The organism is Kriegella aquimaris (assembly GCF_900103215.1).
GTDB lineage: Bacteria > Bacteroidota > Bacteroidia > Flavobacteriales > Flavobacteriaceae > Kriegella > Kriegella aquimaris.
In genome coordinates this window covers 45173-57946 of record NZ_FNGV01000008.1, presented here as the reverse complement: position 1 = coordinate 57946, position 12774 = coordinate 45173, and the positions used below count along the sequence as shown (strand labels likewise).

The window sequence follows — 12774 nt, the reverse complement described above, 5'->3', positions numbered from 1 at the left end:
TAATCGTCGCGTTTTGGAGTCCATTTAGATTTTATCCATGGAATTTCTAATTTTTTTGACTTCATCTGTTCCGACAGCGCTCGCATCATTTCCAAAATTCGAGCGAATATAAGTGAGCACACCACTTATTTCTTCATTGCTCAAAAAGCTGTGTTGTGGCATTACCCCATTATAAGCTTCACCTTTGATTTCAATACTTCCTTCCATACCTTTCAGTATTATTTTAACCAATCGCTCTTTATCCCCAGCGACCCAATCGGTATTTGCAAGTGGCGGAAATCGTCCAGGCGCTCCTCTTCCATCTTTCTGATGGCAAGTGCTGCAATATGTATAATAGGTGCTCTCCCCTGGGGAAGAAGCGTTTCTACCCAGATTATCATTGACCTGATCCGGGGTGCGAATGTGGGTCGCTAATTTTCTTTTCTCCATATCGGCTAGGTCCGCCTCTCCGAAGGCGCCCTTATCCCCATAAAATGTAATTTTCCAGATTCTTCCCTTTACTGAATCAGAAAGATACATTGCCCCGTCTTTGTCAAAAGCGATTCCCATAGGTCGAAAATGGGCGTCTTTTACACTCTCTATAGGGTCGATCCCAGCAAAGCCATCGGCAAAAACTTCCCAATCGCCACTGGGTGCCCCGTCTTTAAAGGGTACGAAAGCAACAAAATAACCAGATTGCGGGTAGGGTGCGCGATTCGTAGACCCATGAAAGGCAATAAAGGCTCCATTTTTGTAACGCTCCGGAAACTGGCCTCCCTTATAAAAGACAAGATCATTAGGCGCCCAATGGCCAGGAAACCCAATGATAGGGTCATCAAACTCATCACATCTACCTATGATTTTGCCATCTCCTCCATATTCGGGACCCAACACTTTTTTACCCTGCATTTGATCGTAATAGCAATAAGGCCAACCAAAATTCGACCCTTCCGTTACTCTAATAAATTCTTCCGATGGCAACAAGGCGCTTTCCCAAGGAGAATATTTATCGGGGAACAGGCGTAATAAATCATCTCTACCGTGCATTACAATGTACAGATTTTCATCTACAGAATTCCAGTCCATCGCTACCACACTTCTAATACCTGATGCGTATTTATAGCCGTCTTCTTGAGTCTGACCCAATTTATTCGCATCGAAACGCCAAACGCCGCCATGATGCTCGAGTTGGGGACAAGGGTCTAGACCCTGGGCCCCTGGAGTTCTTTTAGGTTCTTGGCATGCATTTGAAGGTGCGCCAAAGGGAACATATAAATGACCCTCATTATCGAAAGCAATGGGCTTACCAATATGTTCGTGTTTACCGTGTTCGTGGTCATCGGTAACCACGATTTCCACTTCACCTTCCGGTACCATGGTTCCAGGAGTCAGTTTATAACGATACACCACCAATTCAGAACTAAAGTAAATATACCCGTTATAAATTCGCATGGCGGTTGAATAGCTCCAACTTTGACGGGACCTATACCCTCCGAATTTTTCTATAATATCAGCTTCACCATCATCGTCAGTATCTGCAATTGCAATGATGCCCGCTTTTTCATCTGAATTTCTAAGATTTCCGTATAGCACACCTTCATCGGAAACGGCCATATGCCGAACTCTCTCAGGAACACTGTCTACCATAACCACGGACTGAAAACCATTGGGCAGTAATAGACCACCATTTGAAGGTTGCTCGGCACATCGGGACAATCCGAGAATTATAAAAAGACAGATTAACCAGACTTTGGTAAATTGGGCGAACTTCATTTAAATACCAATCTTACAAATTAAATATACGGCAACTTATCAAGCCGCGCTTCACACATCTTCTGAGCAGAAGTTGCTCAAGCCTGCTTAATACTATATCTAGAGGGAACTAGGATACAATGGTTAAGATAATCTACTTTCTCAATATAAACAAGGAACGCGCCAAAAAATGTGTTCGAACACACTACTTTCTCCAATGTTTTCCAAAAAATAGATGATAGTCAAAGATTATTCGAAAATGACAGTACCGAAATATTCAGGGCGATGAAAATCAGGACGTTCCGCCTTAACCGGATTCCAACTGAGGTAGTGGGCCTCTGCAGTTTTATTACCACACTTATAGAAATTGGCTTTGGCATGAAGTCCTTTTAATTGTAGTCCTTCGTCATGCAACAGGCTTTCCGCAGGAATAACCAGCGTCATTTCCCAAGTATGTTCTCCAGTTTGTTCTTTAAAAGAAGTCGTTCCCAAAGTCGATTTTACCTGAATTTGTTCTTGTATCGACTTTTCATCAACAAAGTGTCGGTCACTTCTTCCCGGACCATAAGCCAAAAGAGGTGTTCCGATACAATTGAATTCAAAATTATAGTAATTGCCATCGGCTTGGGGGTCAAAGAAGAATTCAACGCAACTGTCGTTCGACACCGCACCATTGACATCAACGACTTCCGCTAAAATACTCTTCTCTTCAATATAATATTTAAGCCAAATTTGGTTATTGCTATGTGCAATTCTGAACTGTGCCTTTGGACGATAGGAGAATGCATCCCAATTGATCAAATCAATGTCATGGAGTTCCGTTTGGCTTTCAAGCAAATCAGAAACTTCTTGTAAACTGGCATCGCCGCTATGTTCAATTTCCTTTACTTTCAAGGTTCTGTCGTCTTGGCCCGTGAAACCACAGGCAATGCCCATGGCCCAAACATAATATAGTAGTATGAACGGTTTTGAATTCATTTCGCTGCTGATGAAAGTACAAAAAAATCAGTTATTACCAAGTGTAACCATTCCTTGATCAATTGATTTTCAATATCGTTTAAAAAACGCATAGCTACGAACTATTCCCTTTCCGAAACTATTTTCAAATCTGAATGTTCCTTTCTTAATTTCGAAATACCTTCTGGAGAGATTTTCGTCTGCCACAGATATACTTTTTGAAGTGCTTTCAACTTAGGAATTGCAATCAAAGCCCCGTCTGAAATGTCGGTATCGAATAAGTTAAGTGATTCCAAGTTTTTAAGTCCGACCAAATGATTCAGGCCAGCATCGGTGATGGCATTTCCACTTACATCCAATCGTACCAAATTTTCCAGCTGGCCAATTTTCTCAAGATGTGCATCTTGCACATTAGAATTGCTGATATCAAGCCAAATCAATTGCTCTTTTAATTGCACCAATAGTTCAACATCGGAAAGCTCTAATTTTCTTTCGCTCAAACTAAAGTTGGCCCCCATAAAGTAGTTGTCTTTCATCAATCGATTTAAAACAAAACCACGACTTCGAAGGGAGTCGACAACCACTTTATCCGGTGCTACGACAGTCCGGCCATATAACTGATTTTCCCGATCCAGGCCAAAGAAGTTTTCCGCCATAGCGATAACCTCCTTCTCTGGATTCAATTGTGTAAAATAGCCATCGGGTGGCGCCCCTACCTTGATCCACCATTCAATAAGTTTCACTTCATTATCGGTTAAGGGTCTTTTTCCTTCGGAGGGCATAAAATCATCATGGTCTTCAGGCAGCGAAATCCGCTTAAAAAGCTCACTGTTCAGCGCATCTCCAGGAATTACAACTTCCCCTCCTTCACCACCTTTCAGTATCTCATTGTAGGTCGTTAGTTTCAATTTGCCCTTCTTTTTCCCAGCGTTATGACAGCTTGTGCATTTACTATCGAGCATGGGGGAGATCAAATCTAAAAAGACATCGGCCGAATCTAATTCGGTCACTTTTTTCCGAGGCTCCACCTTTGGGGGCATACCCGCTAATCCTCGAATCGTATTTGGGGCATACTCCAATAAATAGGTCGAGCCATGGGTTAAGTTACCCCCCAAATGTCCCGTAATAAAAACCGACACCGTAACCAGGCCTGTAAAAAACCATTTGGTATAAAGAAAAGGCTTTGTTGTCTTTTTGGTTATGTAATAACAAGCTATAGAAAATAGAAGAACCCCTACTCCCATCCACTTATGCCAAAATAGAGTATCGGGCTCGTAATCTCCGGAAAGTGAAAGAAAATAACCGAAAACCACGGCAAAAAATGCACTTAAAGCCCCTAGTGCCCATACATAGGAAATAAAGGGTGTTATCGCCTGAAATTTAGGCTTTGTAGAAGCCAGTTGGGCCAATGCCGCCAAAAATAAAAAACCGATGGGGAGATGGACCACCAATGGATGCAATCTTCCCAAAAAAATAAAAATATCGGCAGGGTCGTCCAAAAACCCAATGCTACTTAGTATACCCAGCATACTTTTATTTAAGCGGAACGCCTTTTAATGGTTTGCCGTTGGTAGTCAAAATCTGAAAATGATGCACATTATGTCCCGAGTAGTTCCAAACCACATTTTTATCGGTATCGACCTCTAAAAGTTTAATTGGCCCTTTGGACGCATAGCTGGCGATAACGGTATTGCCATTGGGCAACCTTTGGGCACCACACGGATCTGCCAAAGGCGTACCCTCCAAATCGTCATTGGTAACCTTCCAAACCACCTCTCCTTTGGGATTTAATTCCACTACCGTATTCCCATGAGTAAGGGTGACTACCGTGTTTCCGTTTTTAAGTCTGATGGCAGTAAAGGGCCATGTTTCGGCCTTGCGTCCGTCAGGACTGATATTGTCGGTATTAAATACATTGACGACTGTGCCATCGGGTTGGTATTCCTTTACGGCGAAGGCCAACAAATGAGGAACCAGATAGTTCCCATTTTTAAGTTTTCGAGCCATACGTGTCTGCATGTGTATGTTATCGGTCTCAGGTTGCAAAGGCACACTCTTCACCAGATCGCCCTTTTTATCGACTTCGACAATTCGTGGGCTGCTTCCCGATTCGGTAATCAAGGTACGACCATGCGACAAACGGACCGCAGTACCCAACTCCATTGATTTCTCCGTTTTTTTATAGGAAAAAATAATTTCTTTTCTCTTATTGTATTCGCGAACTTCATCGCCCCAACAAATCAGAATATTTCCATTTTTCAACACGTACCCATCTCTGGCACCTGGTTTTTGACTGTCCCACACTATTTGACCCTTCTCACCGATAATGCCCGTAAACTTAGGCCCGGCCATAAAAAAGGAATGTGATGTTGCAGTTGATGGTTCTTGGGCCATCACTACTATCGGAAGCAGTAGCCAAACTAATATCGTTCCTTTTTTAAACAAGCTTTTAATTTGCATTTATTCTCTTTTGTATTACGCTAAAATATCTTTGATTACGTGGCCATGCACATCGGTCAATCGCATATCGCGACCACCAAAGCGAAAGGTGAGCTGTTCGTGATTTAGTCCCAATAAGTGCATGATAGTGGCATGCAGGTCGTGAATGGTAACTTCATTTTCAATAACGCGATAACCATAATCATCGGTTTTTCCGAAAATGGTTCCGCCTTTTATCCCTGCCCCGGCCATCCACATGCTAAAAGCCGAGGGGTTATGATCACGGCCATTAGAGCCCTGTGCGAAAGGCGTTCTGCCGAATTCACCCGTCCAGACCACCAAAGTTTCCTCTAATAGTCCTCTAGATTTTAAATCTTTTAAAAGTCCTGCAATCGGCTGATCTACGGCGTGGGCATTGCGTTCATGCCCTTGTTTTAAATTACTGTGCTGGTCCCAGCGATCGGCTCCTACATTGGGGCATGTCAGTTCAATAAAGCGAACACCCCGCTCTACCAATCTACGGGCCAATAAACATTGTGATGCGTACCCTTTGGTATGGGGATCATCGGAATCAAGGCCGTACAATTTCTTGGTGGCTTCCGATTCAGCACCAAACTCGGTCAATTCAGGAATGGAAGACTGCATTTTATACGCCAGTTCATAGTTTGATATGGCAGATTCCACAGCATCAACTTCGCCCATTTTTCCGATTAGATTTTGATCTAATTGCTTTATAAACCCTAATTTTTGCTCCTGTAAATTTTGAATGGACTCCTGTGGTCTAATATTGGCCACCGGTTCGGCACCCGCCCTTAAGACCGACGCTTGGTACGAAGCCGGTAAAAAGCCATTCTTAAAATTATCTAAACCTCCAGGGGGAATCAATCCACCATCAAGTACCACATAACCCGGTATGTTCTTATTTTCACTTCCCAGTCCGTAAGTCATCCAAGAACCCATACTCGGGCGCCCTTGAATGCCGCTTCCGGTATGCAAGAAATAATTGGCGTTGGTATGTTCTGGAAAATTGGAAGTCATCGATCGTATGAGCGCTAAATCATCAACACAAGTGGCAATGTGTGGGAACAACTCGCTCACGGGCATACCACATTCGCCATACTGTTTAAAATCCCAAGGGCTTTTCAATATCTTACCTACGTTGTCAAACTGGGTATTATCAACCTTGAATTTTTTTCGGGGATCTTCCCCATTCTCTTTGGCAAGACGGGGCTTAGGGTCGAAAGAATCTACTTGCGAGACCCCACCATCCATATATAGGAAAATAACATTTTTCGCTTTGGGCAAATAATGGGGACCCAAATACAGGTCTGAACTAGCCGCTAGACCTTTTTTTGGCCTATCGCAACCCACCAAAGGCAAACCTCCGAACAAGCTTGCGAAAGCCAAGGTTCCAAAACCACCTTTGCATATGCCCAACATCTCACGACGTGAAAGGGGCCGCTGCATAAAATTATGATACTTGCTCATTATATGAGGTATATAAATTCCTTTAGGTTAAAAATGCTATGACAATAGTCTTTCCAAATATTAGTTTCTTTATCAAGACCTTCTTCTTCCGATTGATTTTCCATACCGCGTAAAACCTCTATAAAAGTTGCAGCTTTTGCCAATTCTTCAGCACTCGGCTTACGAGAAAAAGTACGCATATAAATCCACTCTATTTTCTGATCAAAGGTCAACTCTTTTTGTGCCAATAGTTGTTTTGCCATGCGCTCGGCCTGTTGCACCACAAAGGGATCATTCATTATAATCAACGATTGTGACGGCACATTGGTCACATTACGCTTTCCGAATGTACTGAACGGTATCGGACGATCGAAGGTAACCATCATGGGCTCTAAAAAATTACGTCGTACTTCTTGATAGATACTTCTGCGTCCCGCACCATCTAAAGGTCCCGATTTGTTTGGTCTACCCCGCCCTTGCATAAATTCGGTCAAATGCGTTTTGATCGGCGGGCCGTACAAGGTAGAATCCATACTCCCCGAAACCACCAAAAGCGCATCACGAATAGCTTCTGATTCTAATCGTCGAACCGGAAACGAAGCCAAATAGATGTTGATGGGATCTTTCTCCGCCAGTGCATCACTTCTAACCGCACTTCTTTTAAAAACTTCGGAGGTAACAATATGCCGAATCATTTTTTTAATCGACCAGCCATCATCTTGAAATTTTACGGCAAGATAATCCAACAATTTAGGGTGCGATGGAAGCTTTCCTTGCAATCCAAAATTATCAACAGTTTCAACAATGCCCTTCCCAAAGAGATGGTGCCAAATACGGTTGACCATAACACGGGATGTCAGCGGATTGTCTTTATGCAACATCGCCTCTGCCAATTCAAGGCGACCGCTTCCTTTCGATTTAAAGGGAACATCACCCAAAGGTAAGGCCGACAGAAATCGGCGCGGTATCTTTTCTTCGGACGGTTCTTGGTAGCTTCCCCTGTTAAAAATTGGGCTATTGATCGCAAAACCATCGTTCACTCCATAGAAAAAAGAGGTATTGACCAGTGACTTTTCTAGATTTAGACTGCTATCCAAAGCTGTTTTCAATTCAGGAATCCGATCCGGCAATTGCCCTTTTTTAAGTTTTCCGTTCAACGACTTGACAAGTTTGGACGAAAGAGCTAAGGGTTTATTACTATTCGCGGTCAATGTACCTTTCGGTATTTTATGTCGTATTTCTTTGGGCCACAACGAGTCATAGGCGATAACATATTCCGCTTCGACATAAGCATCCTCGGGCAAGATGTAATCATGCCTATTGTACTCACCTGGCAAAATCTCAATGTATGCCTTATGCCCTTTCCAAGGGCCAACCTTAAGTTTGTAATTGTTCCATTCCGATTCGCCGACCTTTTGCTGTATATTTCCATAAATCGGGTTTTGAATCAACTGAAAGTTGTCGATTACGATACGCACAAGACTATTTTTTCCACGAGCCTTGACTCCTATAAAGTCAGTATTCAATACAAAATCAGGCGAGCGCAGCACTCCAAAAACTCCGGCCCCGAACGTTTTACTGCTTGCACGGCCCTCATCCAACCCCATTAATCTTCCGGTAGCTTTATCGACTAACGGATTTCCTAAGGTAGTTTCTTGCCCAAAAGCCAGTCCGTCACTTACCCAACCGCCAAAATCGGCATTTCTAAAATCTCCTAGAACCTGATAATCGGTAGCGCTTTCTTCTGCTACGGCAGTGTTTTGAGCCAACGCTTCTTTTTCAGATGCCTTTAGACCCTCTGACCATTTATCGGCCACCAATTGACTCATGTATGTTTTTAGGTCATTGACCGTTTTAACCGTTTTTTCATCTTCGCGGGATAAATCGGCGGGAACCGGTGAAAACCGTGTACTCTCCATGATACCATAAAAAGCATAATAATCGGCTGCTGAAATAGGATCGAATTTATGGTCATGGCATTTAGCGCAGGAAACCGTCAAGCCTTGAAAGGTCTTGGAAGTAACATCGATCATATTGTCAATGCGATCCGCCTCATCTTGACGTATATCAACCGGACTGTGTGTTCCCTCGCCCATCGCATAAAAAGCAGTACCCAAAGGTGATTCAGGGTTTCCGGAAGCGGCATCGTAACGCTTTTTTTGCATAAGATCGCCCGCCAAATGTTCTTTTAGCAGTTGATCATAAGGTAAATCTTCATTGAACGCCCGAATTAAATAATCTCGATATTTCCATGCTCCGGTAATGGTGTAGTCAAATTCATGTCCTTTGGTCTCGGCATAGCGCACCAGATCCATCCAATGTCTTGCCCACCGTTCACCATAGGCAGGGGAATTCAAATAGCGATCCACCATTTTTTCATAGGCATCTTTACTATTATCGGTAATAAAAGATTCCACATCGGTTGGCGATGGCGGCAAACCCGTAAGCAGATACGCTACTCTTCGTATCAACACGTTTTTATCGGCTACTGCCGATTTCTCCAGTCCTTTTTTTGCCAATTGTTCATTAATAAGATTGTCGATGGCCAGCTTATCGTTGGTTGCCAGGTCAGTGGTCGGTTTTATAAAGGCCCAGTGCTCTTTCCACTCTGCCCCTTGATCGATCCATTTTTCCAACAGTGCTTTTTCCCGGTCGGTAAGTTTGAGATTTGAGTCGGGTGGCGGCATTATCATATCCTCTTCCACGTTATTTATTCGCGCTACCAGGAGGCTTTTTGAAGGTTTGCCAGGTACGATCGCATGACCGCCTTCTTCCAACTCGGCGGTTGCTCCCTCATAGACATCCAACCGTAGATCAGCCTTGCGGCTACTCACATCGGGACCGTGGCACAAATAGCAATTCTGAACTAAAATAGGCTTGATATGAAAATTAAAATCAACAGTTTCCGGCAATGGTTCTGTAAACTCCTTCGAATCACCACACGAGATATGTAGTACCACGAAAAAGAAAACCAACCCTCTAAAAAAACTTCTCTTGCCGTAAAATAGCATGCTCTAGCCTTATGAATGGTTTCAAATATACATATTAAAACGCGAACATTCCAAAACAAAACCTTTAACTCATGTTATATATTTTTAACTAATTGTTAATTTAAAGGTGCCGTTTACAACGCGTTTAAAATAAATCAATCGAGAGCTTTTAGCGCTGCAAGTCAATATCGGTAAATGACAATTGCGTTACGACTTAAATTCACTAATTTTATACTGATGTTTGTGCTTTGCCCAAGAAATGGACAACGTATGATTGAATACGAACGAAAAAAGAAAAAATCGAATTTTGAGCGTGGAATATATTGATTACTATAAAGTATTGGGAGTTTCCAAGAACGCTTCCGAGAAAGACATAAAAAAGGCCTATCGCAAAATGGCCCGAAAATATCACCCCGATGTCAACCCGAATGACCCAACGGCCGAAAAAAAGTTCAAAGAGGTAAATGAAGCCAATGAGGTATTGGGAGACCCCGACAAAAGAAAAAAATACGACAAATACGGTAAAGATTGGGAGCATGCCGAAGCATTCGAACAGGCCAGACAGTCGCAACAACGGCCGAGATCAGGTGGAGGCCAGCAATATTCAGGCGATTTCGGGGGCCATGACTTTTCCGACTTCTTCGAATCGATGTTCGGTGGCGCAGGAGGTGGCGGCGGATTTTCGCAAGGTGGTAGCCAAGTGAAATTTCGAGGGCAAGATTTTAATGCCGAGCTTCGACTACAGCTTCGCGATGCCTATACAACCCATAAACAGACCCTTACCGTTAACGGGAAGAATATTCGCATAACCATTCCCGCAGGAATCGAGAACGGACAGACCATTAAAATCAAAGGACACGGTGGACCCGGTAGAAATGGCGGACCCAAAGGAGACCTTTACATCACCTTTAGTATTGAAAATAACACGCCCTTTAAAAGAGACGGAAGCAATCTATACAAGAACGTCGACCTCGATATTTATACGGCAGTGTTGGGAGGCGAAATGACCGTGGATACCTTCGACGGCAAAGTCAAGCTAAAGGTTAAACCCGAGACGCAAAACGGTACCAAGGTCAAATTAAAAGGAAAGGGATTTCCGATATACCGAAAAGAGGGACAGTTCGGAGACCTTTTTATAACCTACGACCTGAAGACCCCGACAAATCTTAGTGCGCGGGAGAAAGAACTTTTTAAAGAATTAGCGGCCATCAAAAAATAACAGCTTATGATACTTCGAAATCTTATTAGCGTTACCGATTTTTGTACAAGTCATGACATCTCGCAAACCTTGGTGGTAGAGCTCAAATCGTACGGCCTGGTCGAAATCGTAGAGGAAGATAACGTTCAGTATATTCCTGAGGAAGAGCTGCCCAAAGCCGAAAAAGTCGTACGCCTCTATTACGATTTGGATATCAATTTGGAAGGCATTGAGGTGATTACCCAGCTTTTAAACCGTATGGAGGATATGCAGCAAGAAATGACCCGTTTAAGAAATCGCTTGCGCTTGTATGAGTAGTATTGTGCCCAAAAGACCACCAACCTATTTAAAAATCCATGATAAAACTGCGAATAGTGCCCTTTCTTTGCCTTGCGCTCACCATTTTGGGCTGTAAAGAAGCGGAAAAAGAAAAAATTGCCGAAAGACCAAATGTCTTATTTGCCATCATGGACGATGCTACCTATATGCACATGAGTGCCTACGGTTGTTCATGGGTCGATACGCCAAATTTTGACCGGGTAGCAACAAACGGTTTGCTTTTTAATAAGGCCTATACCGCCAATGCGAAATGTGCGCCCTCCCGTTCCAATATTCTAACCGGTAGAAATTCATGGCAGTTGGAAGAAGCCGCCAACCACTGGCCCGTTTTTCCAACAAAATTTAAGGTATTTACAGAGACTTTAGCGGAAAATGGATATACCGTAGGTTACACCGGTAAAGGTTGGGCCCCGGGTATCGCCAAACATAAAGATGGAAGCAAAAGAGAACTGCTGATCAAAGCCTTTAGCCAAATAAAGACCACCCCGCCCACACCGAAAATCAGCAACGTCGATTATGCCGCCAATTTTGATGCCTTTCTACAGCAAAAGGAAGATAAGCCCTTTTTCTTTTGGTATGGCGGACTTGAACCGCATCGGGCCTATGAATACGGATCGGGTATTGCCAAGGGCGGGAAATCGCTCAGTGAAATTTCCGATGCCGACGTTTATGATTTCTGGCCTGCCGTCGATTCGGTAAAGACCGATTTGCTCGATTATGCCTTTGAAATCGAATATTTTGACCAGCAATTGGGGAAAATGCTCCAAAATTTGGAAGACCGCGGCGAACTAAGCAATACCCTCATTGTCGTTACCTCCGATAACGGAATGCCTTTTCCAAGAATAAAGGGTCAGGAATACGAATATTCGAACCATTTACCGCTTGCCATGATGTGGGCCGATGGTATTCAAAAGCCAGGTAGAAAAATTGATGACTTTATCAGTTTTATCGACTTTGCCCCAACCTTTTTGGAAGTCGCCGGCGTACCCGAAGCAAAAAATGACATGCAGCCCATTACCGGCCATAGCTTTACCGATATTTTGTATTCGGAAAAAGAGGGCTTCGTTAAGCCCGAACGTGATTTCGTACTTATCGGCAAAGAACGCCATGATGTTGGGCGGCCCCATGATCAAGGCTACCCCATTCGAGGTATTGTATGCGACAGCATGCTCTACTTACAAAATTTTGAAACCGACCGATGGCCTGTCGGAAACCCGGAACGAGGCTACCCCAATACAGACGGCAGCCCGACCAAAACCTTATTACTACATAACGTCTATGCCGAAAATGACGATTTTAACTATTGGAAATGGTCTTTTGGGAAACGACCAAGCCAAGAACTTTATAACATTTTACGAGATCCCGATTGTATGCACAACCTTGCGTTACAAGAAAACCACCAAACTGTTTTGGCCGAATTACACCAGCAATTATTCGATGCCTTAAGCGAACAGGAAGACCCCCGTATGGCTGGCGCTGGTGCTATATTCGACAACTACAAATATGCGAACAAGGGCGGAGTAAACTTTTACGAACGTTATGGAAAAGGCGAAGAACTGCAATGGGGCTGGATCAACGATTCTGATTTTCAAGACCTCTCAAAGGTAAAACGGGTGCAGGATAGCTTAGAGCCGTAAATTATTTGATTTAAAA

9 protein-coding genes are annotated in these 12774 nt (G+C 43.4%); 3 read left to right on the top strand and 6 right to left on the bottom strand.

Translation table 11 applies throughout. The annotated features are described in order from the left end of the window. Nucleotides 1–24: 24 nt before the first annotated feature. The 6 genes from BLS33_RS15435 to BLS33_RS15410 all read right to left on the bottom strand — a co-directional run bounded on the left by BLS33_RS15435 (nucleotide 25) and on the right by BLS33_RS15410 (nucleotide 9605). Nucleotides 25–1752 (bottom strand): PQQ-dependent sugar dehydrogenase, encoded by a 1728-nt coding sequence (locus BLS33_RS15435; RefSeq protein ID WP_089891320.1) that lies wholly within the window; start codon nucleotides 1750–1752, stop codon nucleotides 25–27. Nucleotides 1753–1980: 228 nt separating this feature from the next. Beyond that, complete coding sequence (locus BLS33_RS15430; RefSeq protein ID WP_089891317.1) at nucleotides 1981–2709, bottom strand: carbohydrate-binding family 9-like protein; 729 nt, start codon at nucleotides 2707–2709, stop codon at nucleotides 1981–1983. Nucleotides 2710–2810: 101 nt separating this feature from the next. Continuing rightward, a complete protein-coding gene (locus BLS33_RS15425; RefSeq protein WP_089891314.1) occupies nucleotides 2811–4217 on the bottom strand; it encodes a c-type cytochrome domain-containing protein in 1407 nt (468 codons plus the stop codon). Between the two features lie 4 nt (nucleotides 4218–4221). After that, entirely contained in the window at nucleotides 4222–5148 is a 927-nt protein-coding gene (locus tag BLS33_RS15420; RefSeq protein WP_089891309.1) for a beta-propeller domain-containing protein, read from the bottom strand. Between the two features lie 15 nt (nucleotides 5149–5163). Next, nucleotides 5164–6615, bottom strand: coding sequence for a DUF1501 domain-containing protein (locus BLS33_RS15415; RefSeq protein WP_089891306.1), 1452 nt, complete (start codon nucleotides 6613–6615; stop codon nucleotides 5164–5166). Continuing rightward, nucleotides 6615–9605, bottom strand: a complete 2991-nt coding sequence (locus BLS33_RS15410) for a PSD1 and planctomycete cytochrome C domain-containing protein (protein ID WP_089891303.1) — start codon at nucleotides 9603–9605, stop codon at nucleotides 6615–6617. Before BLS33_RS15410 ends, BLS33_RS15415 begins: the two co-directional genes overlap by 1 nt. Nucleotides 9606–9897: 292 nt before the next feature. On the opposite strand from BLS33_RS15410, the gene BLS33_RS15405 reads away from it, so the two are divergent. From BLS33_RS15405 to BLS33_RS15395, 3 genes are read left to right on the top strand one after another with little or no spacing between them, the layout of a single operon-like run. Next, complete coding sequence (locus BLS33_RS15405) at nucleotides 9898–10803, top strand: DnaJ C-terminal domain-containing protein (protein ID WP_089891862.1); 906 nt, start codon at nucleotides 9898–9900, stop codon at nucleotides 10801–10803. A 6-nt stretch (nucleotides 10804–10809) separates the two neighbouring features. Next, nucleotides 10810–11100, top strand: coding sequence for a chaperone modulator CbpM (locus BLS33_RS15400; RefSeq protein ID WP_089891300.1), 291 nt, complete (start codon nucleotides 10810–10812; stop codon nucleotides 11098–11100). Nucleotides 11101–11138: 38 nt separating this feature from the next. Beyond that, nucleotides 11139–12758: a sulfatase family protein gene (locus BLS33_RS15395; protein ID WP_089891297.1), complete on the top strand. Its 1620-nt coding sequence runs from the start codon at nucleotides 11139–11141 to the stop codon at nucleotides 12756–12758. The last annotated feature ends 16 nt before the right edge of the window (nucleotides 12759–12774 follow it).

What these genes read in the sequence shown, in the direction of transcription:
- BLS33_RS15435 (WP_089891320.1), bottom strand. Translation starts at nt 1,752, where the DNA reads ATGAAGTTCGCCCAATTTACCAAAGTCTGGTTAATCTGTCTTTTTATA.
- BLS33_RS15430 (WP_089891317.1), bottom strand. Translation starts at nt 2,709, where the DNA reads ATGAATTCAAAACCGTTCATACTACTATATTATGTTTGGGCCATGGGC.
- BLS33_RS15410 (WP_089891303.1), bottom strand. Translation starts at nt 9,605, where the DNA reads ATGCTATTTTACGGCAAGAGAAGTTTTTTTAGAGGGTTGGTTTTCTTT.
- BLS33_RS15400 (WP_089891300.1), top strand. Translation starts at nt 10,810, where the DNA reads ATGATACTTCGAAATCTTATTAGCGTTACCGATTTTTGTACAAGTCAT.
- BLS33_RS15395 (WP_089891297.1), top strand. Translation starts at nt 11,139, where the DNA reads ATGATAAAACTGCGAATAGTGCCCTTTCTTTGCCTTGCGCTCACCATT.
- BLS33_RS15420 (WP_089891309.1), bottom strand. Translation starts at nt 5,148, where the DNA reads ATGCAAATTAAAAGCTTGTTTAAAAAAGGAACGATATTAGTTTGGCTA.
- BLS33_RS15425 (WP_089891314.1), bottom strand. Translation starts at nt 4,217, where the DNA reads ATGCTGGGTATACTAAGTAGCATTGGGTTTTTGGACGACCCTGCCGAT.
- BLS33_RS15415 (WP_089891306.1), bottom strand. Translation starts at nt 6,615, where the DNA reads ATGAGCAAGTATCATAATTTTATGCAGCGGCCCCTTTCACGTCGTGAG.